Annotated in this window: 27 protein-coding genes; 12 read left to right on the top strand and 15 right to left on the bottom strand. The window is 75.1% G+C overall.

The window, feature by feature from the left end; genetic code table 11:
- The first annotated feature begins 52 nt into the window (after positions 1 to 52).
- On the top strand, positions 53 to 1,075 hold the full coding sequence (locus ACI797_RS12240) for a diacylglycerol/lipid kinase family protein (RefSeq protein ID WP_456858894.1): 1,023 nt from the start codon (positions 53 to 55) through the stop codon (positions 1,073 to 1,075).
- A gap of 333 nt (positions 1,076 to 1,408) precedes the next feature.
- Positions 1,409 to 1,660 (top strand): WhiB family transcriptional regulator, encoded by a 252-nt coding sequence (locus ACI797_RS12235; protein ID WP_456541476.1) that lies wholly within the window; start codon positions 1,409 to 1,411, stop codon positions 1,658 to 1,660.
- Positions 1,661 to 1,748: 88 nt separating this feature from the next.
- Here ACI797_RS12235 and ACI797_RS12230 read toward each other — a convergent pair whose 3' ends face one another.
- Entirely contained in the window at positions 1,749 to 3,230 is a 1,482-nt protein-coding gene (locus ACI797_RS12230) for a sensor histidine kinase (protein WP_456858892.1), read from the bottom strand.
- Positions 3,231 to 3,273: 43 nt separating this feature from the next.
- Here ACI797_RS12230 and ACI797_RS12225 point away from each other — a divergent pair, with 43 nt between their 5' ends.
- Positions 3,274 to 3,768 carry a GNAT family N-acetyltransferase gene (locus ACI797_RS12225; protein ID WP_456858891.1) on the top strand — a complete coding sequence of 165 codons (495 nt, stop codon included), beginning with the start codon at positions 3,274 to 3,276 and terminating at the stop codon, positions 3,766 to 3,768.
- Between the two features lie 54 nt (positions 3,769 to 3,822).
- Here the strand turns inward: ACI797_RS12225 and ACI797_RS12220 are convergent, their stop codons facing one another.
- Together ACI797_RS12220 and ACI797_RS12215 are read right to left on the bottom strand one after the other, a co-directional pair.
- Entirely contained in the window at positions 3,823 to 4,044 is a 222-nt protein-coding gene (locus ACI797_RS12220) for a biotin/lipoyl-binding carrier protein (RefSeq protein WP_456858890.1), read from the bottom strand.
- A 68-nt stretch (positions 4,045 to 4,112) separates the two neighbouring features.
- Positions 4,113 to 5,147, bottom strand: coding sequence for a biotin carboxylase N-terminal domain-containing protein (locus ACI797_RS12215; protein ID WP_456858889.1), 1,035 nt, complete (start codon positions 5,145 to 5,147; stop codon positions 4,113 to 4,115).
- Positions 5,148 to 5,295: 148 nt separating this feature from the next.
- Here ACI797_RS12215 and ACI797_RS12210 point away from each other — a divergent pair, with 148 nt between their 5' ends.
- Positions 5,296 to 5,370, top strand: a complete 75-nt coding sequence (locus tag ACI797_RS12210) for a 50S ribosomal protein bL37 (RefSeq protein ID WP_436277841.1) — start codon at positions 5,296 to 5,298, stop codon at positions 5,368 to 5,370.
- A gap of 52 nt (positions 5,371 to 5,422) precedes the next feature.
- Here ACI797_RS12210 and rsrA read toward each other — a convergent pair whose 3' ends face one another.
- Both rsrA and ACI797_RS12200 read right to left on the bottom strand, forming a co-directional pair.
- Positions 5,423 to 5,773, bottom strand: a complete 351-nt coding sequence (rsrA, locus tag ACI797_RS12205) for a mycothiol system anti-sigma-R factor (RefSeq protein WP_456541481.1) — start codon at positions 5,771 to 5,773, stop codon at positions 5,423 to 5,425.
- Positions 5,770 to 6,480, bottom strand: coding sequence for a sigma-70 family RNA polymerase sigma factor (locus ACI797_RS12200; protein ID WP_456858887.1), 711 nt, complete (start codon positions 6,478 to 6,480; stop codon positions 5,770 to 5,772). The genes rsrA and ACI797_RS12200 overlap by 4 nt, the downstream gene beginning before the upstream one ends.
- Positions 6,481 to 6,674: 194 nt before the next feature.
- Between ACI797_RS12200 and ybaK the strand changes: the two genes are divergently transcribed.
- Positions 6,675 to 7,148, top strand: coding sequence for a Cys-tRNA(Pro) deacylase (gene ybaK, locus ACI797_RS12195; protein ID WP_456858886.1), 474 nt, complete (start codon positions 6,675 to 6,677; stop codon positions 7,146 to 7,148).
- A gap of 24 nt (positions 7,149 to 7,172) precedes the next feature.
- Here the strand turns inward: ybaK and ACI797_RS12190 are convergent, their stop codons facing one another.
- Together ACI797_RS12190 and ACI797_RS12185 are read right to left on the bottom strand one after the other, a co-directional pair.
- Positions 7,173 to 8,693: a fused MFS/spermidine synthase gene (locus tag ACI797_RS12190; RefSeq protein WP_456858885.1), complete on the bottom strand. Its 1,521-nt coding sequence runs from the start codon at positions 8,691 to 8,693 to the stop codon at positions 7,173 to 7,175.
- 1 nt (position 8,694) lies between these two features.
- Entirely contained in the window at positions 8,695 to 9,441 is a 747-nt protein-coding gene (locus tag ACI797_RS12185; protein WP_456858884.1) for an SOS response-associated peptidase, read from the bottom strand.
- A gap of 133 nt (positions 9,442 to 9,574) precedes the next feature.
- Between ACI797_RS12185 and ACI797_RS12180 the strand changes: the two genes are divergently transcribed.
- Genes ACI797_RS12180 through rsgA form a run of 3 tightly spaced genes read left to right on the top strand, consistent with a single transcriptional unit; the run spans position 9,575 to position 13,368 of the window.
- Complete coding sequence (locus tag ACI797_RS12180; RefSeq protein WP_456858883.1) at positions 9,575 to 11,032, top strand: NAD-dependent succinate-semialdehyde dehydrogenase; 1,458 nt, start codon at positions 9,575 to 9,577, stop codon at positions 11,030 to 11,032.
- A gap of 48 nt (positions 11,033 to 11,080) precedes the next feature.
- Positions 11,081 to 12,361 (top strand): 3-phosphoshikimate 1-carboxyvinyltransferase, encoded by a 1,281-nt coding sequence (aroA, locus tag ACI797_RS12175; protein ID WP_456858882.1) that lies wholly within the window; start codon positions 11,081 to 11,083, stop codon positions 12,359 to 12,361.
- Positions 12,319 to 13,368: a ribosome small subunit-dependent GTPase A gene (gene rsgA / locus ACI797_RS12170; protein ID WP_456858881.1), complete on the top strand. Its 1,050-nt coding sequence runs from the start codon at positions 12,319 to 12,321 to the stop codon at positions 13,366 to 13,368. The genes aroA and rsgA overlap by 43 nt, the downstream gene beginning before the upstream one ends.
- Here rsgA and ACI797_RS12165 read toward each other — a convergent pair.
- Positions 13,362 to 14,096: a hypothetical protein gene (locus ACI797_RS12165; RefSeq protein ID WP_456858880.1), complete on the bottom strand. Its 735-nt coding sequence runs from the start codon at positions 14,094 to 14,096 to the stop codon at positions 13,362 to 13,364. The genes rsgA and ACI797_RS12165 overlap by 7 nt on opposite strands.
- A gap of 66 nt (positions 14,097 to 14,162) precedes the next feature.
- Positions 14,163 to 14,699 (bottom strand): DUF2087 domain-containing protein, encoded by a 537-nt coding sequence (locus tag ACI797_RS12160; RefSeq protein WP_456541490.1) that lies wholly within the window; start codon positions 14,697 to 14,699, stop codon positions 14,163 to 14,165.
- Positions 14,700 to 14,751: 52 nt separating this feature from the next.
- Here ACI797_RS12160 and hisN point away from each other — a divergent pair, with 52 nt between their 5' ends.
- Positions 14,752 to 15,558, top strand: coding sequence for a histidinol-phosphatase (gene hisN / locus ACI797_RS12155; protein ID WP_456541491.1), 807 nt, complete (start codon positions 14,752 to 14,754; stop codon positions 15,556 to 15,558).
- A gap of 45 nt (positions 15,559 to 15,603) precedes the next feature.
- On the opposite strand, the gene ACI797_RS12150 is transcribed toward hisN, so the two are convergent.
- Genes ACI797_RS12150 through ACI797_RS12140 form a run of 3 tightly spaced genes read right to left on the bottom strand, consistent with a single transcriptional unit; the run spans position 15,604 to position 17,690 of the window.
- Complete coding sequence (locus tag ACI797_RS12150) at positions 15,604 to 15,783, bottom strand: hypothetical protein (protein ID WP_456858879.1); 180 nt, start codon at positions 15,781 to 15,783, stop codon at positions 15,604 to 15,606.
- 41 nt (positions 15,784 to 15,824) lie between these two features.
- On the bottom strand, positions 15,825 to 17,147 hold the full coding sequence (locus ACI797_RS12145; protein WP_456858878.1) for an FGGY family carbohydrate kinase: 1,323 nt from the start codon (positions 17,145 to 17,147) through the stop codon (positions 15,825 to 15,827).
- 6 nt (positions 17,148 to 17,153) lie between these two features.
- The gene (locus ACI797_RS12140) at positions 17,154 to 17,690 is read right to left on the bottom strand and encodes an XdhC family protein (RefSeq protein WP_456858877.1); all 537 of its coding nucleotides are present in this window, start codon (positions 17,688 to 17,690) and stop codon (positions 17,154 to 17,156) included.
- A gap of 89 nt (positions 17,691 to 17,779) precedes the next feature.
- On the opposite strand from ACI797_RS12140, the gene ACI797_RS12135 reads away from it, so the two are divergent.
- From ACI797_RS12135 to ACI797_RS12125, 3 genes are read left to right on the top strand one after another with little or no spacing between them, the layout of a single operon-like run.
- On the top strand, positions 17,780 to 19,174 hold the full coding sequence (locus ACI797_RS12135) for a cystathionine beta-synthase (protein ID WP_456858876.1): 1,395 nt from the start codon (positions 17,780 to 17,782) through the stop codon (positions 19,172 to 19,174).
- Entirely contained in the window at positions 19,171 to 20,307 is a 1,137-nt protein-coding gene (locus tag ACI797_RS12130) for a cystathionine gamma-synthase (RefSeq protein WP_456858875.1), read from the top strand. The genes ACI797_RS12135 and ACI797_RS12130 overlap by 4 nt, the downstream gene beginning before the upstream one ends.
- Positions 20,308 to 20,336: 29 nt before the next feature.
- Positions 20,337 to 20,846, top strand: coding sequence for a VOC family protein (locus ACI797_RS12125; RefSeq protein ID WP_456858874.1), 510 nt, complete (start codon positions 20,337 to 20,339; stop codon positions 20,844 to 20,846).
- 42 nt (positions 20,847 to 20,888) lie between these two features.
- On the opposite strand, the gene ACI797_RS12120 is transcribed toward ACI797_RS12125, so the two are convergent.
- Genes ACI797_RS12120 through ACI797_RS12110 form a run of 3 tightly spaced genes read right to left on the bottom strand, consistent with a single transcriptional unit; the run spans position 20,889 to position 22,691 of the window.
- Entirely contained in the window at positions 20,889 to 21,176 is a 288-nt protein-coding gene (locus tag ACI797_RS12120) for a GNAT family N-acetyltransferase (protein ID WP_456858873.1), read from the bottom strand.
- 43 nt (positions 21,177 to 21,219) lie between these two features.
- A complete protein-coding gene (locus ACI797_RS12115; protein ID WP_456858872.1) occupies positions 21,220 to 21,414 on the bottom strand; it encodes a ferredoxin in 195 nt (64 codons plus the stop codon).
- On the bottom strand, positions 21,411 to 22,691 hold the full coding sequence (locus tag ACI797_RS12110; protein WP_456858870.1) for a cytochrome P450: 1,281 nt from the start codon (positions 22,689 to 22,691) through the stop codon (positions 21,411 to 21,413). The genes ACI797_RS12115 and ACI797_RS12110 overlap by 4 nt, the downstream gene beginning before the upstream one ends.
- Positions 22,692 to 22,872 lie beyond the last annotated feature (181 nt).

The raw sequence follows: 22,872 nt of genomic DNA, 5'->3' as shown, positions 1-22,872 counted from the left end.
CGGCTCCCGTCTCCAGCCGGTGCAGTGGCCCCGCGCTGGCTAGCCTGGCGGTATGCGCGCGCTCGTGGTGGTCAACCCGGCGGCGACCGCCACGACCGCGCGGGGCCGCGACGTCCTCGTGGGCGCGCTCGCCAGCGAGCTCAAGGTGGACGTCGTCGAGACCGAGCGGCGCGGCCACGGCCACGAGCTGGGCCGGCGCGCCGTGGCCGACGGCGTCGACGTCGTCGTGACCCTCGGCGGCGACGGCACGGTCAACGAGGTGGTCAACGGCCTCCTCGAGCACGGTCCGGCGCCGCACCTGCCGAACCTCGCCGTCGTCCCGGGTGGCTCGACGAACGTCTTCGCGCGGGCGCTGGGCCTCTCCCGCCGCCCGATCGAGGCCACCGCCCAGATCCTCGAGGCGCTGCGCACCGGCCGCAGCCGGCTGATCTCCCTGGGCACGGCGAGCGCCACCGGCACCAGCACCGCACCGGTGGCGCAGCACGACGAGGCCAGCGCGCCGGCCGTCGCCGCCGCGGACGCCGCCGCCGACCCCACCTGGACCGCACCGCGCTGGTTCGTCTTCGCCGCCGGGCTGGGCTTCGACGCCGACGTCATCGCGCGGGTGGAGGCCCAGCGGGCGCGGGGCCGGCGCTCCACCGGCGCGCTCTACGTCCGCGAGGCCACCAGCGCCTTCCTGCTGGGCACGGAGCGCCGGCGCCCGGCGATGACGCTCCGGGTCGACGGCGAGCCGCCGGTCGACGAGCTGTTCCTGTGCCTGTTCTCCAACGTCAGCCCCTGGACCTACCTGGGCGCCCGGCCGGTCAACCCGAGCCCCGAGGCCTCGTTCGACACCGGCCTGGACGTCTTCGCGATGGGCCGGATGGGCCCGCTGCGCATGCTGCACACGCTGCGGCAGGTGATGGCCCGCCGTCCCGACGCCCGCGGTCGGGGCGTGCACCGCTGGCACGACCTGCCGGAGGTCGAGATCTCGGCGTCCCGGCCGCAGGGCTGGCAGGTCGACGGCGACCACCTGGGGACGGCGACGGGGCTGCGCGTGCGCGACGTCCCCGCGGCCCTGCGCGTCATCTGCTGACCACCGGTCCCACACGGTCCGCGCACAGGCGCTGACCTGGCGCCTAGCACGGAACCGGCCCTTGCGGTCAAGCCCTTCGCCGGTGTGGTGGACACGTCGAGTGGCGCGCCTATCACGCCCGTGGTGAGGTTGCTCACGAGGGGGTCCCACCCGACCTCGAATCGCTTGACAGGCGTCCGGCTCGTGAAAACATCGCGAGAGGAACGCAACCTGCCGGTAACAAAGCAGGTAGTCGCTGAGCCACGGCGCTGGGCAACCGGTGTCGGACCGCGGAGCGGACCGAAGCCGTGCGACCTGTCGCAAACCGTAGACGACACCGAGGAGTACACCGCCATGGACTGGCGCCACCGCGCCCTGTGCCGCGACGAGGACCCGGAGCTGTTCTTCCCCATCGGGACGACGGGTCCGGCGACCGTGCAGATCGAGCAGGCGAAGGCGGTGTGCCGGCGCTGCCCGGTCGTCCAGTCGTGCCTCGACTGGGCGCTCCGGTCGGGCCAGGACTCCGGTGTCTGGGGCGGTCTGTCGGAGGACGAGCGCCGCGCGCTCAAGCGCCGCCAGGCCCGCACCCGGGCGTACACCGCCTGAGTCCCGAGCACCACTGGCGCGGCACCCCGCGCACCACGCCGCGAGGCCGGTCCGGATCCCCCGGACCGGCCTCGCGGCGTTGCGGGGCTCAGCGGCGCGGCAGCCCGGCGCCGGGCAGGCTGAGGACCACCTCGGTCCCGCGGCCGCCGGCGGCCGGCCCCATCTCGAGGCCGCCGCCCAGCTCTCCGGTCACCAGCGTGCGCACGATCTGCAGCCCGAGCCCGTCGCTGGCCGCCGGGTCGAAGTCCTCGGGCAGCCCCAGCCCGTCGTCCCGGACGCGGACGACGAGGTCGGGCCCGTCGCGCTCGGCGACCAGCTCGATCGTGCCCGGCTCGCCGTCGCCGAAGGCGTGCTCGGCGGCGTTCTGCAGCAGCTCGGTGACCGCCATGACCAGCGGTGTGGCCGCGGAGGCGGGCAGCTCCCCGAACGTGCCCACGCGGCGGGCCCGCGCGGCGGGACCGACCACGGTCAGGTCGCCGAGCATGGGCAGCACCCGGTCCAGGACGTCGTCCACGGCGACGACGTCCTCGCGGCTGCCGGCCAGCGTCTCGTGGACGACGGCGATCGACGCCACCCGCCGCACCGACTCCTCCAGCGCGGCCCGCGCCGCCGGCTCGGTCATGCGGCGGGCCTGCAGCCGCAGCAGCGCCGCGACGGTCTGCAGGTTGTTCTTCACCCGGTGGTGGATCTCCCGGATGGTCGCGTCCTTGGTCAGCAGCGCGCGGTCGCGGCGCCGGACGTCGGTCACGTCGCGCACGAGCACCAGCGCGCCGGCCTCCGCCCCGGGCGCCTGCAGCGGCAGGGCGCGGACCAGCATCGTGGCGGCCGGCCCCTCGACGTCCATGGGGTCGGGGAACCGGCCGGCGACCGCCGCGGTGATGCCGGCGGCCACGGCCTCCCCCGCCACCCGGTCGGCCGACGCCGACCGGGTCAGCTCGGCCAGGTCGGCGCCGAACAGGTCGCCGGTCAGGCCCATGCGGCGGTAGGCCGACAGCGCGTTGGGGCTGGCGTAGGTGGCCCGGCCCTCGGCGTCGAGGCGCACCAGGCCGTCACCCACGCGCGGGCTCATCTCGGCGTCCTGCAGCTTCTGCGGGGGGAAGGTGCCGGCCGACACCATGAGGCAGAGGTCGGCGGCGATGTCGAGGTAGGTGAGCTCGAGGGTCGACGGCGAGCGGGTGACGGCGAGGTTGGTGTCCTTGGCCAGGACGGCGACGACGACGCCGTCGTGCCGCACCGGGATCACCTCGCGCCGCCGGGGGCTGGCCCCCGACCAGTCGGGCTCGCCCTCGGTGACCGGCCGGCCCTCCCGGTAGGCGACGACGAACGGCTCGGCGGCCGGCCCGGAGGACTCGGCGCCGACCAGGTCGTCGGGCTGGCTCGTCGGCGCCGTCAGCGGGCGGACCTGCGCGACGCACCACCAGTTGCCCGTCTGCAGCGGCACCCACAGCGTGAGGTCGGCGAACGCGAGATCGGCCAGCAGCTGCCAGTCGGCGACCAGCCGGCGGGCGTGGTCGACCTGGGACGGGGAGGACGCCGACCCGCGGTTCAGGCGCTCGGAGAGGCTTCTCATGGTGGCTCCGAGCGTAGGAGGCGCCACCGCCTACGCTGCCGGCGTGGTCGAGACGTCATCCCTGCGCGTGGACGCGGCGACGCCCGAGGACTTCCCGCGGATCGCGGAGCTCACCGCCGGCGTCTACCGTGACGAGGGGCTGGCGCCGGAGGAGTACCTGGCCGAGCTGCGCGACGTCGCCGGCCGGGCGCAGCGGGCGCAGCTGCTCGTGGCCCGCGACGGCGACGCGGTCGTCGGCAGCGTGGCACTGGTGCTCGACGGCGACTTCGGGGAGATCACCGACTCCGCCGAGGAGGCGGCGTTCCGCATGCTCGTCGTCGACCCGGCCGCGCGCGGGCGCGGGGTCGGCGAGCTGCTCGTCGAGACCTGCCTGGCCGAGGCGCGGGCGGCCGGCAAGCGGCGGATGGTGCTGTCGACCGACCCGAAGATGGTGGCCGCCCACCGGCTCTACGAGCGGCTCGGCTTCACCCGCCTGCCCGAGCGCGACTGGTCCCCGCTGCCCGGCGTGAACCTGATGGCCTACGTGCTGGAGTTCTAAGGCCCCCTGCAGGGGCCCACCGCGAGCGTGCGAGTGGTGGGGGGCAGGGGGTCCTTAATCCTCGACCGTGGCGATGAGGTCCCCCTCCTGGAGGACCTCGCCCTCGCTCACGTGGAGCTCCTTGACGGTCCCGGCCCGCTCGGTGAGCACCGGGATCTCCATCTTCATCGACTCGAGGATCACCAGCGTGTCACCGGCCGCGACCTCGCTGCCCGCGGTGACGAGGACCTTCCAGACGCTGGAGACCATCTCCGCGTGGATCTCCTCCACCGCCACGCCGGGCCTCCTCCGCACTCGCCGTCCGCTGTCGTGGACATCCTGGCACGTCGGGCGGACGGCGGGGATCAGCCGGCGGGGATCGGCGACCCGGCGGCGAGCCGCTCGAGGACGGCGCAGATCTCCTCGCCGTCGTGCGGCACCCCGGTCTCGGGCAGGCCGCTGAGCACCTGGCTGACCGCCTGCGCGGCCGTGCGGGTGTCCTCGGCGCCGGCGCTCACCGTGGCCAGCAGCGCGTCGTACCAGCCGTCGAGCCGGTCCCGGGGGTCGTAGCCGCTGACCGCGACGACGTCGGCACCGGCCACCGACGTGCGCCCGGACGCCGGGAGCCGGCCGGTGACCCGCCCCGCCGTGCCGGGCGGCAGCGTCGACCGCAGCTGGACGGCGACCGCCGCCCGCGGCGTGCCCGGCTGCGGGTCGGCGGCGCGCGCCCGGCGACCGGAGGCGCTGCGCAGCGCCAGCTCGACCGCGTCGACCGCGTGCGCCCGCTCGAGCACCGCCATGTCCAGCGAGAAGCCCGCCGCGACCTCGGTCAGCTCGCCGTCCGGGGAGATGCCGACGGTGACCAGGCCCCGCCAGCCGACGTCCTTGAGCCGACGGGCGGCGGGCGGCACCTCGACCGACCTCGGGGTCCACGACACCCGCGCGATGCCGGCCGCGCGGTCGCGGGACACCGGCGTCAGGTAGCGCAGGCCCTCGTCGGTGACCCAGGCGAGGAAGCCGCGCTCGCTGGCCGGCTCGACGCCGTCCCCACCGAGCCGCTCGAGCACGTCGGCGACCGGACCGATCCAGGTCAGCCCCGCCCGGCGCACCGCCGCGGCGAGGCGGACGTTGCCGGCCAGCGCGGGTGGCACCGGCAGCACGGCGGCGGCGCCGCTGCGCAGGGCGGCCTCGACGATCCGGTCGACGGCGAGGTAGGACTCGGCCGCCGGGGCGGGGCCGAGCAGCACGGCGTCGTCGGCCAGCCGCACGTGCCGGGCGTTCCGGTCCGCCTCCGAGTGGACGGCGATCGCCTTGACCCCCAGCCGGGTGCACGCGGCGATGACGGCGCAGGCCGCGGGTCCGCGGCCGGCGACGAGCACGCTCTCGATCCCCAGGTCCATCTCTGCCCAGCTCCCCGCAACTGCCCCGTCCGGCCCGGTGCCGGACCTCCCCGTGAGAGGCTTGCCCTGTCAGCTTGGCCGGTCGGCCGCCCACGTACACCCCTGGGCGCCAATTTTCCGGCATCCCCCGACTCCCCAGGAGGCAGCCATGTCCAAGCGCGGACGCAAGCGTCGCAGCCGCAAGAAGAGCAACGCCAACCACGGCAAGCGGCCGAACGCCTGAACGCACGAGGGCCCGGCTCCCACGAGGGGAGCCGGGCCCTCGTGCGTACGGGTCAGGCGGGGGTCGGCCGCTCGCCGGCCTCGCGGACCACCTCGGACGTCACCTTCTCGACGGTGACCTGGGTGCCGTCCTCCTCGAAGGAGACGGTGGTCAGCTGCAGCTTGATCCGCTCCCGCAGGCCGGGGGGCGGGACGTCGCCGCCGCAGCGGCGGCGGACCAGGGCCTTGAACTCCTGCTCGATCCCGAACTGGCGCAGGCAGCTCGAGCAGTCCTCGAGGTGCTCGGCGATCACCGCCCGGCGCGAGTCGTCGGTCTCGTGGTCCAGGAACTCGAAGACGTGCGACAGGACGTCGTCGCACGAGTGGATCTCGATCGGCTCGCCCACGTGGTCGTCGTCGGTCACTTGGAGCTCGCCTCCTCCCCGGCACCGGCGCGGACGAACCCTCGTTCGCGCGCGTAGTCGGCCAGCAGCTTCTGCAGCCCCCGCCGGCCGCGGTGCAGCCGGGACATCACCGTGCCGATGGGCGTGCCCATGATCTCGGCGATCTCCTTGTAGGCGAAGCCCTCCACGTCGGCGAGGTAGACCGCGAGCCGGAAGTCCTCGGGCAGCTGCTGCAGGGCCTCCTTGATGTCGGAGTCCGGCAGGTGGTCCAGGGCCTCGATCTCGGCCGAGCGCAGCCCGCTGGAGCTGTGCTCCTCGGCGGCGTAGAGCTGCCAGTCCTGCACCTGGTCGGTGGGGTACTGCTGCGGCTGGCGCTGCTTCTTGCGGTAGCTGTTGATGTAGGTGTTGGTCAGGATCCGGTACAGCCAGGCCTTGAGGTTCGTGCCCTCGGCGAACTGGTGGAAGGCCGAGTAGGCCTTGACGAACGTCTCCTGGACCAGGTCCTCGGCGTCGGCCGGGTTGCGGGTCATCCGCAGCGCGGCCGGGTAGAGCTGGTCCAGGTACGGCAGGGCGTCGCGCTCGAAGCGGGCGTCGCGCTCCTCGCGGGTCTCGGCGGCCTGGGTGCGGCTACCGCCCTCCCCCGCCTCCGGGACCTCGACCGGGGCGCCCGCGACCGGGGCGTCGTCCTGCTCGTCGACCGGATTGATGCTGGTGGGCTCCTCGGGCACCGACCGTCCTCTCTGCGACCCCCGCATGCGGGAGACCACGTCGGTCGATCCTAGTCGCGGGGCATCCGGGCGGCCCGGGGGCCGATTGCGTACGGACTGCCGACGGGCGGCGGAGACGGTGCTGCTCACGCCTCCTCCAACCGCGCCGGCACGGGACCGATTCCCCGGACGCGTGATCGCTACGCTCCTGCGCCGTGGCAGGGACCCCGGCGGTGACGGTGCTGGAGAAGGCCCGGGTGCCGCACACGCTGCACCCGTACGACCCCGAGCACCCGGCCGCGCTGGGCCACGGCGAGGCCGCGGTGGCCGCGCTGGGCGCCGATCCGCGGCGGGTGTTCAAGACCCTCGTGGCCCGCGTGGACGGCGCGCTGACGGTCGCCGTCGTCCCGGTCGGGGGCTCGCTGGACCTCAAGGCCCTCGCCGCCGCGGCGGGCGGGCGCAAGGCGGTGATGGCCGACCCGGCCGACGCCGAGCGCAGCAGCGGCTACGTCGTCGGCGGGATCAGCCCGCTCGGCCAGCGCAAGGCGCTGCCGACGGTGGTCGACGACTCGGCGCTCGACTTCGACACCGTCTACGTCAGCGCCGGCAGGCGCGGGCTGCAGGTGGAGCTGCCGCCCGCCGAGCTGGTGCGCCTCACCCGCGCGCGGACGGCCCCGATCGGCCGCTGACCGCCCGTTTCCCCGCGGGGAGCGCTACGAGCTGTAGGGGTTGAGGAGCTGGTCGACCGGGGCGTGGTCGTCGGTGAGCGGCTCGGCGTCGCCGATGAAGCGGGTCAGCTCCCCGCCCTCGGCCGCTCGCCACGTGACGTCCTGGGCGGCCATGGCCTGCTCGATCGCGCCCAGCGGCAGCGGCGACCGGGAGGCCAGGACGACGACGTTGCCGCCGTCCTCCCCCGCCAGGACCGGCGCGCGGGCCAGCAGGGCGACGTGCGGGAACACCTCCCGCAGGGTGGCCAGCTCGGCGCGGACGAAGCCGAGCGGCGGGTGGTCGATCAGGTTGGCGGCGTAGATGCCGTCGTCGGCCAGGGCGGCGTCGACCAGCTCGATCGCCTCGACGGTGGTCAGCTGCCAGGGCACCGACAGCCCCCCGAAGGCGTCGCCGACGACCAGGTCGCGGCCGCCGGGCGCCTCGTCGGCGAGCCCGACCCGCGCGTCGACCACCCGCACGCGCAGCCGGTCGGACGTCTCCAGCGCCAGCTGCTCGCGGTCGATCGCGACCACGCCGGGGTCGACCTCGAGCACGAGGCTGTCGGTGCCCGGCCGCGTCCGCTCCAGGTAGCGCGGCACGGTCAGGCCGCCGCCGCCGAGGTGCAGCGCCGAGATCGGCCGGCCGGCGGGGGCCACGGAGTCGGCCACCGCGGCGATCGCGCGCACGTACTGGAACTCCAGGTACGTCGGGTCGTCGAGGTCGACGTAGGAGTGCCGCAGCGTGTCGAGCACCAGCACCCGCCCGCTCTCGCGCTCGGGATCGGCCACCACGCGGGCGCAGTGGTAGGCGGTCTCCTCCTCGCACGGGCTCGGGGCGACGGCGGCCAGCCCCGACACCGCGAGGGCCACCGCGACCAGCGCCGCCGGCGGCCTCGCCTCGGGGGTGCGCCGCCGCAGCAGCAGCGCCATCGCCACCCCGGCGGCCACCATGAGCAGCCCGGCGCCAACCAGGATGACGCTGCTCGGCAGCACGGCGACCAGCAGGAAGCCGGTGGCGAACGTGGCCGCGATCGCGCCCAGCGTGCCGATGCCGGACAGCTTGCCGACGACGGCGCCGGTCTCGTCCAGGCTGGCCAGCTGCAGCTTCACGACCATCGGCGGCACCGCCGACAGCAGCGCGGCCGGGACGACGACGGCGACCGCCGCGAGCAGGAGCACGTTGCCCGCCTGCGCCCCCGACAGCGCCTCCCCGGTGAACCGCACCAGCGGCAGGACGGCGACGGTCAGCGCGCCGCCGCCGACCATCAGCGGCGGGATCAGCCGGCGCGGGTCGCCGCGGTCGGCGGCCGCCCCGCCCGACCAGGCGCCGAGCGCGATCGCGGCGAGCGCGAAGCCGATGACCGCGGTGTTGGTCTGCAGGGTGATCCCGACGTAGGGCGCGATCAGCCGCAGCCCGACGATCTCCAGGACCAGCACCACGCCCGAGGACAGGAACGTCGCGCCGGCGGCGGCCCAGCCGGGCAGGGCGGCGGAGCGGTCGCGCGCCGCCGTCCGGGAGGACGCCACGTCAGAACAGCGCGGGCTGGTCGGCCGGCTCGCTCACCGACTCCGCTCGGGCCTCGAGCTCGGGACCGTTGTTCTTGACGTTGTTCACCAGGGTGCTCACCGGCCGCAGCTCCAGCGACTCGACCAGCGACGGCGGGGTGGGCCCGGTGAGCGCCTCGACGTCGTCGCGGGCCGGGTCGAGCCAGTCGGCCCACCGGTCCTGCGGCAGGACCAGCGGCATGCGCTCGTGGATCTCCTGCAGCGCCCCGACCGCGGGCGCGGTGACCACCGTGCACGTGTAGAGCCGGTCCTCACCCCGGCCCCACACCTCCCACAGCCCGGCGAAGGCGAGCACCGACCCGTCCTGCGGGGTGATGAAGTACGGCTGCTTGCCCGGCTTGTCCAACCGCTTGGCCCACTCGTACCAGCCGTCGGCCGGGACCAGGCAGCGGCGCGAGCGGGCCGCCGTGCGGAACGCCGGCTTCTCGGTGAGCGACTCGACCCGGGCGTTGAGCAGCCGGTTGCCGACCGCCGGGTCCTTGGCCCAGGTGGGCACCAGTCCCCAGCGGACGGCGCGCAACTCGCGGTGGCCGCCCCCGGTGAGAGCGCCCTCGGCGTCGCGCTCCTTCTTGTGCCGCACGACGTAGACGTCCTTGGTCGGGGCGACGTTGTAGTCGGCGGGCAGCGGCTGCTGGCCCTCGGCGCGCACCGCCTCGAACTGGACCACGAGGTCGTCGGGGCTGCGGCTGGCGGCGTAGCGACCACACATGCGGGGCTCCTCGGGAGGCGGCTGCACCCCCGACTCTAGGTGGCGCGGGTGACAGCCCCCGGGCGACGCGTGACGCCCCGGGCGGCGGGTAGGGCGCTACCGCAGACAGAGGACCGAGGACGAGGATCGAGCCGTGACCGCCACGCAGAACCCACCCGTCGAGCAGCCGAAGACCGCCAGCGACGCGGGCGCCCGCCCGTACCGGACGGTCAACCCCTACACCGGCGAGGTCGAGCAGGAGTTCCCCTTCCTCGACAGCGACGCCGTCGACGGCGTCGTCGAGCAGGCGCACGCCGCCTTCCTCGAGTGGCGCCGCCGGCCGGTCGAGGAGCGCGCCCGGATCGTCGGCCGGGCCGGTGAGCTGATGCTCGAGCGCAAGGACGAGTTCGCCGCCCTGGTGACCCGCGAGATGGGCAAGCGGATCCAGGAGGCCGCCGGCGAGGTCATGCTGGCGGCGAGCATCCTGACCTACTACGCCGAGAACGGCCCCCGCTTCCTGGAGCCCCGGCGCATCGACGTGATGCAGGGCGAGGCCGTCGTCGAGAACGAGCCCATCGGCGTCATCCTCGCCATCGAGCCGTGGAACTACCCGCTCTACCAGGTCGTCCGCGTCGCCGGCCCGAACCTGGTGCTGGGCAACGCGATCCTGCTCAAGCACGCCGAGCTCAACCCGCAGACCGCGCTGGCGATCGAGCGGTGCTTCCGCGACGCCGGCGTCCCCGAGGGCGTCTACACCAACGTCTTCCTGCGCATCCCCGACGTTGAGAAGGTCATCGCCCACCGGCTGGTGCAGGGCGTCACCCTCACCGGCAGCGAGCGGGCCGGCAGCGCCGTCGCCTCGCTGGCGGGCAAGTACCTGAAGAAGTCGGTGCTGGAGCTCGGCGGGTCCGACCCCTTCATCGTGCTCGACACCGAGGACCTCGGCCGCACGGTCAAGGCCGCCACCATGGGCCGGATGCAGAACAGCGGCCAGGCCTGCATCGCGGCCAAGCGGCTGATCGTCACCGAGGACATCTACGAGCCGTTCGTCGAGGGCCTCAGGCAGGCCTTCTCCACCTTCGCCCCCGGCGACCCGAGCGACCCGTCGACGTCGCTGGCCCCGCTCTCCAGCGAGCAGGCGGCGAAGGACCTGCACGCGCAGATCCAGGACGCGGTCGACAAGGGCGCCACCGTGGTCACCGGCGGCAGCCGTCCCGACCACCCCGGCGCGTTCGTCGAGCCGACGATCCTCACCGACGTCACCCCCGAGATGCGCGCGTACAACGAGGAGCTGTTCGGCCCGGCCGCCGTCGTCTACAAGGTGAAGGACGCCGACGAGGCCGTGTCGCTGGCGAACAACAGCGACTTCGGGCTCGGCGCCGCCGTCTTCTCCAGCGACCTCGACAAGGCCCGCGGCGTCGCCGACCGGATCGACGCCGGCATGGTGTGGGTCAACCAGCCCACCGGCTCCTCCCCCGAGCTGCCCTTCGGCGGCGTGAAGCGCTCCGGCTACGGCCGCGAGCTGTCGGAGCTGGGCATGTTCGAGTTCGCCAACCGCAAGCTGACCCGCGTGCTGCCGGCCAAGAAGGCGAGCAAGCCGCAGGCGGGCTAGGTCGATGCGCGAGCGGTGCGGCGTCCCCGACCGGGCAGAATCACGCCCGTGACGGACATCTGGGCGACGCCGCACCGCTCGACGCCGGTCGACGCGGTCGTCCGCCTGCCCGGGTCCAAGTCGATCACCGCCCGCGCGCTGGTCGTGGCCGCGCTGGCCGACGGCCCGAGCCGGGTCGTGCGGCCGCTGCGTGCCCGCGACACCGACCTGATGGCCGCGGGGCTGCGCGCCCTCGGCGTCCGGGTCGACGAGGACGGCGACGACTGGGTGGTCACCCCCGGTCCGCTGCGCGGCCCCGCCGAGGTCGACGCCGGCCTGGCCGGCACGGTCCTGCGGTTCCTGCCGCCGGTCGCGGCACTGGCCGAGGGCCCGGTCCGGGTGGACGGCGACCCGCGGCTGCGCGAGCGACCCAACGCCGGCCTGCTCGCCGCGCTGCGCGCCCTCGGCGTCGAGGTGGACGACGGCGGACGCGGGCGGGCGCCGTTCACCGTGCACGGGACCGGCCGGGTCGAGGGCGGCGCGATCAGCGTCGACGCCAGCGAGTCCTCGCAGATCGTCTCCGGCCTGCTGCTGGCCGCCGCCCGGTTCGAGCAGGGCCTCGACCTCGCGCTCGCCGGCGGCGTGCCGTCGATGCCGCACGTCGAGATGACCGTGACCACGCTGCGCGAGCACGGCGTCGAGGTGGCGGCCACCCCGCGCGGCTGGCGGGTCTCCCCCGGCCCGGTCGCCGCGCGGGACCGGGTGGTGGAGCCCGACCTGTCCAACGCCGCACCCTTCCTCGCCGCGGCGCTGGTCACCGGCGGCCGCGTGACCGTCCGCGACTGGCCCGAGGTCACCACGCAGCCGGGCGCGCAGCTGGACCGGCTGCTCCGCGCGATGGGCGCGACCGTCGAGCGGACCGGCGACGACCTGCGGATCACCGGCGGCCCCGCGATCCGGCCGCTGGCGGCCGACCTCGGCGAGGTGGGCGAGCTGACGCCCGTGCTCGCCGCCCTGTGCGCGCTGGCCGACGGACCGTCCCGGCTCACCGGCATCGGCCACCTCCGGGGGCACGAGACCGACCGGCTGCAGGCGCTCGACGAGGTGCTCACCGCCGTCGGCGCGCGGGTCGAGCAGCTGCCCGACGGCCTGGTCATCGAGCCGGGGCCCGGCCGGCCCGCCCGGCTGGACTCCTACGCCGACCACCGCATGGTGCACGCCGGCGCCGTCCTCGGCCTGGCCGTCGACGGGGTCGAGGTGGCCGATCCCGGCGCGGTGGCCAAGACGCTGCCCGACTTCGTCGAGCGGTGGAACGGGCTGCTCGGGGACCCGGTCGGAGCCGACCGCTGAGCCCGCGGAGGCTGGACAGCCGGTCCGACGAGGACGACATCCGCGTCCGGCCCAACCGGCGCGGCTCGCGCCCGCGCACCCGGCAGCGGCCGGCTCACGAGGACGCGCTGCCCGGCCTGGTGATCGCCGTCGACCGCGGCCGGATGACGGTGCGGCTGGAGGAGTCCGGCGTCGAGGTCACCGCCATGCGGGCCCGGGAGCTCGGCCGGCACGGCGTCGTCGTCGGCGACCGGGTGCGCATCGTGGGCGACACCAGCGGCCGGCCGGACACCCTGGCCCGCATCGTCGTCATCGAGGAGCGGACGACGGTGCTGCGGCGCACCGCCGACGACACCGACCCCACCGAGCGGGTCGTCGTCGCCAACGCCGACCAGCTGGTGGTGGTGACCGCGGTGACCGACCCCGAGCCGGCGCTGGGCTTCCTCGACCGCTGCCTGGTGGCCGCCTACGCCGGCGGGCTGGACCCGGTGCTGTGCTTCACCAAGACCGACCTCGGCAGCCCGCAGCCGCTGCTCGACCGCTACGCCGGCCTCGACCTCGACGCCGTCGCGGTCTCCCGCGACCAGCCGCTCGACGAGCTGGTCGACCGGCTGCACCTGCGGATGAGCGTGCTCGTCGGGCAGTCCGGCGTCGGCAAGTCGACGCTGGTCAACCGGCTCGTGCCGGACGCCTACCGGGCCACCGGCGAGGTGACCAAGGTGGGCAAGGGCCGGCACACGTCGTCGTCGGCGGTGCTGCTCGACCTGCCCGGCGGCGGCACCGTGATCGACACCCCCGGCATCCGCTCGTTCGGGCTCGCGCACGTCACCGCCGAGGACGTGCTCGCCGCCTTCGACGACCTCGAGGAGGCCTCGGTCGACTGCCCGCCCGGCTGCGGGCACGGCGCCGAGGACCCCGACTGCGCGCTGGACGCCTGGGCGGCGGCCGGACCGCCCGCGCGGGCCGAGCGGCTGGCCAGCTTCCGCCGCCTGGTCGACGCCGTCGGCCAGCTCGGTCCCGGCTACTGACGGAACAGGGCGTCGTCCATGGGCTCGTCGACGGCCTCGACGCGCAGCTCGTGGCCGTTGCCGCGGGGCAGGTCGAGCAGCTCCTCGGTGAGCACGCACACGCCGGTGCCCACGTCGAGTCGCACCCGCCAGCGCTCCGGGTAGGCCTCCGGCGGGCGCGGCAGCGGGTAGCCGTTCGACTCGTACTCGAGTCGCGCGTTGTCGAGCGAGTCCAGCAGCGGGCAGCAGCCGCAGCGGGGGTCGTAGCGGGGCGTCGTCCGGACGACGGCCTCCCACGCCGGCCGGCCGTGGTGGTCCACCTCGGCGACGTCCTCGACCGTCAGCGGTGGGCCGTCCTGGCCGTCGGCCAGCTCGACCGGGTCGAGCACCGCCACCCAGAAGTAGTTCTCGAAGAAGGGCGCGTCGAGCTCGGGCTGCTCCCAGCGCGACGGCCGTCCGGCCACCAGCCCGTCCGGCCGGAACACCGGCGGGGGCACCTCGCGGAGCTGCGCGGGTTCGTCGCCCGGTGCCGCGAGGACGGCGCGGCTGCCGACGGCCGGCGGCTCGAAGCCGGCGCGCAGCACCGCGCCGTCGGCGGTCTCCACGCGCAGCGCATCGGGCCGGCGCACCCACGCCCGGATCACCGGCTGCCACGCGCCGTCCCGGTACCGCCCCGACGTGAAGCGCAGCGCCGACCAGCGCCACGGCGAGGACCGGGCGAGCGCGGCGAAGTCGTCGGCGGTGGGCACACCACAGTGTGGCCTCCCTGCAGGGCCCCGCCGCGAGCGCGCGAGCGGTGGGGGGCAGGGAGGTCCTTACACGTCCACGTAACCGCCGGTGCGCCAGTACAGGCCGCCCTCGCGGCTGAGCAGCCCCTCGTCGACCAGGTACCGGCGCAGCGCCGCGTGGTCGGGGTGCCAGACGGCGAGCAGCGCGTTGACCTCGCGCTCCGGGTAGCGGATCCCGGGCTCGAAGACGCGCACGATGTGCTCCAGCACGATCCGCCGCTTCGACCGCTGCGCCGGGATCGACACCAGCCGACCGCCCCGCACGAAGGCCGACAGCACGGCGTCCTCGGCCGGGTCGTCGGACAGCGGCTCCGGCGCGGGGGCGGCCTCGGCCGCGGCACGCGCCGCGGCGCCGAACCGGTCGGCGAGCAGCTCCAGGCCGCGCCCGTCGCGGCGCACCAGCCCGCCGCGGGCGAGCCGGCGGGCGGCCAGGGCGACGTCCTTGAGCGGCAGACCGGTCGCCTCCGCCACCTCCTCGATGGTCCCGGCGCCGAGCGCGAGGGCCGCGACGACCTTCAACCGGGTGTCGTCGGCGAGCAGCCCGACGAGGGTCGCGGCGTCCACTCCCCGACCGTATGCGCTCGTCGCGGCGCGGCGCCCAGTAGGTTCGGGTGCCATGACGGCTGGTCGGGGCTTCAACGAGGACATGCGGTTGGCCCACGTGCTGGCCGACCAGGCCGACTCGATCAGCATGGAGCGCTTCCGGGCGCTGGACCTGACGGTCGAGACCAAGCCCGACCTCACCCCGGTCACCGACGCCGACCGGGCCGTCGAGGAGCAGCTGCGCATCACCCTCGACCGGGCCCGGCACCGCGACGCGGTCATGGGCGAGGAGTTCGGCACCACCGGCCACGGCTCCCGCCGCTGGGTCCTCGACCCCATCGACGGCACGAAGAACTTCGTCCGCGGGGTGCCGGTCTGGGCCACGCTCATCGCGCTGCTGGACGGCGACGAACCGGTCGTCGGCCTGGTGTCGGCGCCGGCGCTGAACCGGCGCTGGTGGGCGGCCAAGGACGTCGGCGCCTGGACCGGGCGGCGGCTGGAGTCGGCGACCCGCTGCCAGGTGTCGGGCGTGCGCACGCTGGCCGACGCCAGCCTCAGCTACTCCAGCCTCTCCGGGTGGGAGGAGCGCGGCCTGCTCGGCGGCTTCCTCGACCTGACCCGGGCGGTGTGGCGGACCCGCGCCTACGGCGACTTCTGGAGCTACGTGCTGCTGGCCGAGGGCGCGGTCGACATCGCCTGCGAGCCCGAGGTGTCGCTGTGGGACCTCGCCGCGCTCGACGTCATCGTCCGCGAGGCCGGCGGCCGGTTCACCGACCTCACGGGCAAGCCCGGCCCGGCCGGCGGCAGCGCGCTGGCGACCAACGGCGCGCTGCACGACGCGGCCCTGCGCACCGTCCGCCCGCCCCTCGACGCGGCATGAGGAGGGCGCGCCCCCGGGTGGGAGCGCGCCCTCTCGACGTGCTGGCTAGCGAGGAGTCGTGCCCCCGCGGCCGCCGGAGAAGCGGCGCCGGGCGTCCTCGATCCGGGCCCGGTTCTTCGGGTCCTTGGCGAACTGCTGCGCCTTGCCGGCGAACTCCCGGATCACCTGCTGCCCCTTGGGGCTCCTCGCGAACTGGCTGACCTTGTCGAACATCGACGACTTCATCGCGCTCCTCCTCCGCGCCGGGGGCCAGGGGAAGCGGCCCGTCACCTGTTCGAACGATGCCCGCCCGGGGCCCGTTCCATGCGTGGCTCCGGCCACCCCGCTGCGCGGGCGGCCAGGACCGCCGCGCCGAACGCCGACGCGCTGCGCATCGGCAGGTACCGGACCGGCCGGCCAAGGACGTCGCCGAGCAGCCGCCGGACCAGCGGGTCCCGTCCTCCGCCCCCGGTGAGGACGACGTCGCCGTCCGGCCGGTCGAGCAGCGCGAACGCCGCCCCGACCGCGTGCACGACCCCCTCGACGGCGGCCCGCGCCAGGTCGGCCCGCGTCGTGCCGGGGCCCAGCCCGGTCCAGCTCCCGCGGTCGTCGGGCCCGGCGACGCCGCCGCGCTCGCCGGTGAGGAACGGGCCGAAGCGCACGCCGCCGGCCCCGTCGTCCGCCGCGGCCGCCGCGGCGAAGAAGTCGGCCCAGGACAGCCCGAGGACCTCGCGCACCCACGCCCACGCCGAGCCGCCGTTCTGCAGCGCGGCCATCGCGTACCAGCCGCCGTCGACGTCGGCGTACCGGTGCACCGGCGGGTCGTCGGCCGCCACCGGCCGGGCACCGGCGTGCAGCACCTGGACGCCGGTGCCGAGGTTGACCAGCACGCCCTCGCCCACCCCGGAGGCCAGCAGCGCCAGCGCGGTGTCGGCGCCGCCGACCACCACCGGCACCTCCCCGACCGGCAGCCGCGCCGTCCCCACCACCTCGTGCGACGGCCGGACCGCGGGCAGCAGGCCGGCCGGCACCCCGGCCGCGCCGGCCGCCGCGGCCGACCAGCCGTCGGCGACGACGTCCCAGAGCAGCGTGGCCGAGGCGTCGCTGCGGTCGGTGACGAGCGAGCCGGGCACCAGGGTGGCCCGCAGCGCGTCCTTGGGCAGCAGGACGGCGGCGGCGCGGTCGACCACGGCCGGTTCGTGCGCCGCCAGCCAGGCGAGCAGCGGACCGGTCATGCCGGGCACGAGCGGGTTGGCCAGCGCGGCCCGGTCGGCCGGCGGCAGCGCCCGCCAGCGGGCGAGCTCGCCGGTGGCGCGGGAGTCGGCCCACAGCAGCGCGGGCGCCAGCGCCGTCCCGGCCCGGTCGACCAGCACCGCGCCGTGCATCTGCCCCGACAGGCCCAGCCCGCGGACGCGCCCCCCGAGCGGCAGGCGGGCCAGCGCCTCGTCGAGCGCGGCGGTCCAGGTGGCGACGTCGTTCTGCGCCCACCCGGGCCGCGGGCGGTCGGGCTCGTAGCCGGCCTCGGCCTCGGCCACCACCGCGCCGTCGGCGGCGAGCGCGACCAGCTTCAGCCCGCTGGTGCCGACGTCGGCGCCCAGGACGACGTCCACCGCCGGTCAGCGGGCGTGCGCGAAGCCGCCGGTGCGCCCGTTGCGGTCGGCGAGCAGCCCCGCGAGCGTGGAGACCGCGATCTCGGCCGGGGTGCGCGAGCCGATGTCGAGCCCGATCGGCCGGTGCACCCGCGCCACCTCCTCCGGCGGGACGCCGAGCGCGGCCAGCGCCGCCACGTGCGGCCCCTCGTGCCGCGGGTTGCCCATGACGCCCACCCAGCGCACCGGCCGGGCCAGCGCGTCGCGCAGCTGCCCGCCGAGCTCCTCGCGGTGGTGGTCGGCGACGACGTCGGCATCGGGCCCGGCCAGGTCGTCGTCCAGCTCGTCGAAGCCGGCGACCACCAGGTCGGCGGCGGCGTCTTCCGGGCGGCGGCCGGCGTCGGGCTCGACCAGCACGGTGCGGAAGCCGAGGTCGCTGCCGTAGCGGACCAGGCAGGCCGAGACCGGCGAGGCGAACACGGCCACCAGCACGCGGCCGGCGGGCCGCTCGGCGGCCGCGCCGTGGGCGACGCCGCAGTTCGGATCGGTCTCGGGCGTGCTCATGCCGTCACTCTCCCCCGTGCGCTTTTCCGCGATCAAGCGCCGTCTGGTGGGATGGATCGCACAGCCCGCGCGCCCGAGGAGGCACCACCGTGCAGTACGCCGAGTCCGTCCTGGACCTGATCGGCGGCACCCCGCTGGTCCGGCTGCGGAGCGTGACCCGCGACCTGGGCCCCGACGCGCCGCTGGTGCTGGCCAAGGTCGAGTACCTCAACCCCGGCGGGTCGGTGAAGGACCGCATCGCCGTCCGCATGGTCGACGCCGCCGAGGAGGCCGGCCTGCTGCGGCCCGGCGGCACGATCATCGAGCCCACCAGCGGCAACACCGGCATCGGGCTGGCGCTGGTCGCCCAGCAGCGCGGCTACCGGTGCATCTTCGTCTGCCCCGACAAGGTCGGACAGGACAAGATCAACGTGCTGAAGGCGTACGGCGCCGAGGTCGTCGTCTGCCCCACCGCCGTCGACCCGGCCGACCCGCGCTCGTACTACTCGGTGTCCGACCGGCTGGCCCGCGAGACCCCCGGCGGCTGGAAGCCCGACCAGTACTCCAACCCGGCCAACCCGCGCTCGCACTACGAGACCACCGGCCCGGAGATCTGGGCGCAGACCGAGGGCCGCATCACCGCCTTCGTCACCGGGGCCGGCACCGGCGGCACGATCAGCGGCGTCGGGCGCTACCTCAAGGAGGTCTCCGGCGGCCGGGTGCGCGTGGTCGGCGCCGACCCGGAGGGCTCGGTCTACTCCGGCGGGACCGGCCGGCCGTACCTGGTCGAGGGCGTCGGCGAGGACTTCTGGCCGTCCACCTACGACAAGTCGGTGCCCGACGAGATCGTCGCCGTCTCCGACGGCGACTCCTTCGCGATGACCCGCCGGCTGGCCCGCGAGGAGGGCATGCTCGTCGGCGGCTCGTGCGGCATGGCCGTCGTCGCCGCGCTGCGGGTGGCCGAGCAGCTGACCAGGGACGACGTCCTCGTGGTGCTGCTGCCCGACGGCGGCCGCGGCTACCTCGGCAAGATCTTCAACGACCAGTGGATGGCCGACTACGGCTTCCTCGACGTCGCCGGCGGCGAGACCGTCGGCGAGCTGCTGACGGCGAAGTCGGGCGCGACGCCGACGCTGGTGCACACCCACCCGAACGAGACCGTCCGCGAGGCGATCGACATCCTGCGCGAGTACGGGGTCAGCCAGCTGCCGGTGGTGCGGGCCGAGCCGCCGGTCACGGCCGGTGAGGTGGTCGGCTCGGTCGACGAGAAGGTGCTGCTCGACGCGCTGTTCGCCGGCCGGGCGACCCTGGCCGACCGGGTGGAGCGGCACATGTCCGCGCCGCTGCCGATCATCGGTTCGGGCGAGCCCGTGAGCGCCGCGGTGGCGGCCCTCGGCGAGGCCGACGCGCTGGTGGTGCACGTCGACGGCAAGCCGGCCGGGGTGGTCACCCGGCAGGACGTGCTCGGCCACCTCGCCGGGCTGGCTCCTACGGTGGGCCGATGACCGGCTTCAACACGCGGGCGATCCACGCCGGGCAGGACCCCGACCCGGCGACCGGCGCGGTGATCCCGCCGCTGCACCTGACGACCACCTACAAGCAGGACGGCGTCGGCGGGCTGCGCGGCGGCTACGAGTACAGCCGCAGCGCCAACCCGACCCGCACCGCGCTGCAGGAGGCGCTGGCCGCGCTGGAGCAGGGCGCGGCCGGGCTGGCGTTCGCCTCCGGGCTGGCCGCCGAGGACACCCTGCTGCGCACCGTCTGCGTGCCCGGCTCGCACGTCGTGCTGGCCGGCGACGCCTACGGCGGCACGTTCCGGCTGCTGGCGAGGGTGCTGGCCCGCTGGGGCGTGACGCACACGCCGGTCGACCTGGGCGACCTCGACGCCGTCCGCGCCGCGGTGCAGCCGGAGACCCGGGTGGTGTGGTGCGAGACGCCCACCAACCCGCTGCTCAACATCGCCGACGTCGCGGGCCTGGCCGGCGTCGCGCACGACGCCGGCGCGCTGCTCGTCGTCGACAACACCTTCGCCTCGCCATACCTGCAGCAGCCGCTGACGCTGGGCGCCGACGTCGTCGTCCACTCGACGACGAAGTACCTGGGCGGGCACTCCGACGTGGTCGGCGGTGCGCTGGTCGTGGCCGACGCCGGGCTCGCCGAGGAGATCGCCTTCAACCAGAACGCGATGGGCGCGGTCAACGGGCCGTTCGACGCCTGGCTGGTGCTGCGCGGCATCAAGACCCTCGGCGTGCGCATGGACCGGCACTCGGCCAACGCGGCCGCCGTCGCCGATTTCCTGCTGCGGCACGACGCGGTGACCGCCGTCCTCTACCCCGGCCTGCCCGGCCACCCCGGGCACGACATCGCCGCCAAGCAGATGTCCGGCTTCGGCGGCATGCTCTCGTTCCGGCTGGCCGGCGGCGAGGAGGCGGCTCTGCGGGTGTGCGAGCGGGCGCAGCTGTTCACGCTGGCCGAGTCGCTGGGCGGCGTCGAGTCGCTCATCGAGCACCCGGGGCGGATGACCCACGCCAGCGCCGCCGGCTCGCCGCTCGAGGTGCCCGGCGACCTGGTGCGGCTGTCGGTGGGCATCGAGGACGTCGACGACCTGCTCGCCGACCTGGAGCAGGCACTCGCCTGAAGGGCCCGCTCCGGGAGCAGAATGCGGGCATGACGACCACCGCCGACGGCCGCGACCTCGACGTCCTCGAGGCCGAGCGGGCCCGGATCCGGGACACCCACCTGCGGCCGAAGGGCGACCGGCCCGCGTCGACGGCGCGCGGGCTGCACCACACCGCCCTGATCAGCAGCGACGTCGAGCGGACCGTGCGCTTCTACCAGGACGTGCTGGGCTTCCCGCTGACCGAGCTGATCGAGAACCGCGACTACCCGGGCTCGTCGCACTTCTTCTTCGACATCGGCAACGGCAACCTGCTGGCGTTCTTCGACTTCCCCGGGCTCGACGTCGGCCCGTACGCCGAGGTGCTCGGCGGGCTGCACCACATGGCGATCAGCGTCGACCCCGACCACTGGCAGGAGCTGGTGGGCCGGCTGGAGGAGGCCGGGGTCGCGCACGAGGTGCACAGCGGGGTGTCGGTCTACTTCCGCGACCCCGACGGCGCCCGCATCGAACTCATCGCCGACCCGCTCGGGGAGATGTACGGCACCCAGGTGCTGTAGCGGAGTCCAGGACCGCACTTCCCGCGTCCTGGCACTCCGCGTTCAGCACTCGTGCAGGACGAGGTCGGCGTAGTCGGGGTGCCGTTCGATCCAGCCGCGCACGAACGGGCACTGCGCGATCAGCTTGCCGCCCTTCGCCCGCACGTCGTCCAGGGCGCCGCGCACCAGCGTGCTGCCCAGCCCGGAGCGCCCCTCGTGGGGGTCGACCTCGGTGTGGGTGAAGACCAGGACGTCGCCGCGACGGCGGTAGGCCGCGATGCCGAGCACGCGGTCGCCCTCGCGGATCTCGTACCGGTGCTCGTCGGGGGCGTCGATCACGGTGGGTTCCACGCCTCGCCCCAACTCCCGCCGTGGGCGCCCGATTCCGCCGCCCTCACCCGACCAGCCGCAGCGCCCGGGTCGGGCAGGCCTGGACGGCGTTGCGGACGTCGGGCAGGTCGGCCGGCCCGGGTTCGGGGACGAGGACGACGAGGGCCCCGTCGTCGCCGATCTCGAAGACGTCCGGCGCCAGCGCCTCGCACCCGCCCGTGCTGGCGCACAGGTCGCGGTCGACCTCGATCCGGGTCACTGCACCCCCGTCAGGGTGGCCGGCAGCGACTTGAGCCCGTTGACGAACGACGAGCGCAGCCGGCGCGGCTCGCCGGTGACCTCGAGGTCGGGCAGTTCGTCGAACAGCGTGCGGAACGCCACGCCGATCTCCCGGCGGGCCAGGTGCGCCCCCAGGCAGAAGTGCGGACCGTGGCCGCCGAAGCCGACGTGCGGGTTCGGGTCCCGCGCCAGGTCGAACACGTGCGGGTCGGGGAACACCTCGGGGTCGCGGTTGGCCGCCGCGTAGAAGAGCACGAACTTGTCGCCGGCGGTGAACCGGTGGCCGTTGACCTCGCCGTCGCGCGTCGCGGTGCGCCGCATCCAGGTGACCGGGCTGACCCAGCGGACGATCTCCTCCACGGCGGTGCGGGTCAGCGAGGGGTCGGCCATCCACCGCGCCCGCTGCTCGGGGTGTTCCGACAGCGCCAGCACGCCCTGGCCGATCGCCGTGCGGGTGGTCTCGTTGCCCGCGACGCACAGCAGGATGAAGAACGACGCGATCTCCTGGTGGGTGAGCGTCTCGCCGTCGACCTCGGAGTGCACGAGCGCCGTGATGAGGTCGTCCTCCGGGTGCTCCCGCCGCTCGGCGGCCAGCCTGTTCAGCAGGTCGGACAGCACCGCGCCGGCGTCGAGGAACTCGGTCACGATCTGGTTCTCGTCCGCGATGAGATCCGGGTCGCCCTGCGACAGGATGATGTTGGACTTCTGCAGGACCAGGGCCCGGTCCTCCTCCGGGATGCCCATCATGTCGCAGATGACCCACAGCGGGATCGGCGCGGCGAAGTCGGCGACCACGTCGATGGTGCCGTCGCCCTCCTCCGCCTTCCGCCGCGCCCGGACGGCCACGTCGCGGACGATCGTCTGCACCGACTCCACCACCCGCTCGAGCATCCGGGGGGTGAACGTCTTGGAGACGATCCGGCGGATCTTGGCGTGCCGGGGGTCGTCCATGCTGATCATGGAGCCGTAGAACTCGTTGAGGTCGGGCGGCATGTCGGGGATGGACACCGCGCCCCTGCCCGAGCAGAACACCTGCGGCTGGGAGCTGATCGCATCGAGGTCGGCGTAGCGGGTCACGGCGTGGTAACCGGGGCCCACCGGGATGAACGGCACGACGGGTTCGGCGAAGAACGCGAACGGGCGCTCGCGGCGCAGGGCGTCGAAGGCGGCGTGGCGCTCGGCCGGCGGCCGGCCCCAGAACTCGCGGTCGGACAGGTCGATCGCGTCCGGGTCGACGGCGGCGGCGTCCAGGGACACGGGCCCTCCCAGGGCAGAACGGTCAGCGGTGACCGTTCTCACGCTAGGGGGCGGGCGACGCCCGACACAATCCCCCCGACCCCGGGGACCAGCGAGGGGCGGGGGGGGGGGGGGCCCGGGCGCCGCCGCAGTTGTGGGGGGCGGTATTTTACCTGGACACTATGGGTTTTTTTTGACCGCT

The organism is Geodermatophilus sp. SYSU D00691 (genome assembly GCF_054050275.1).
The sequence above is the reverse complement of the archived record's forward strand: the minus strand, read 5'-3'. Positions and strand labels throughout refer to the sequence as shown.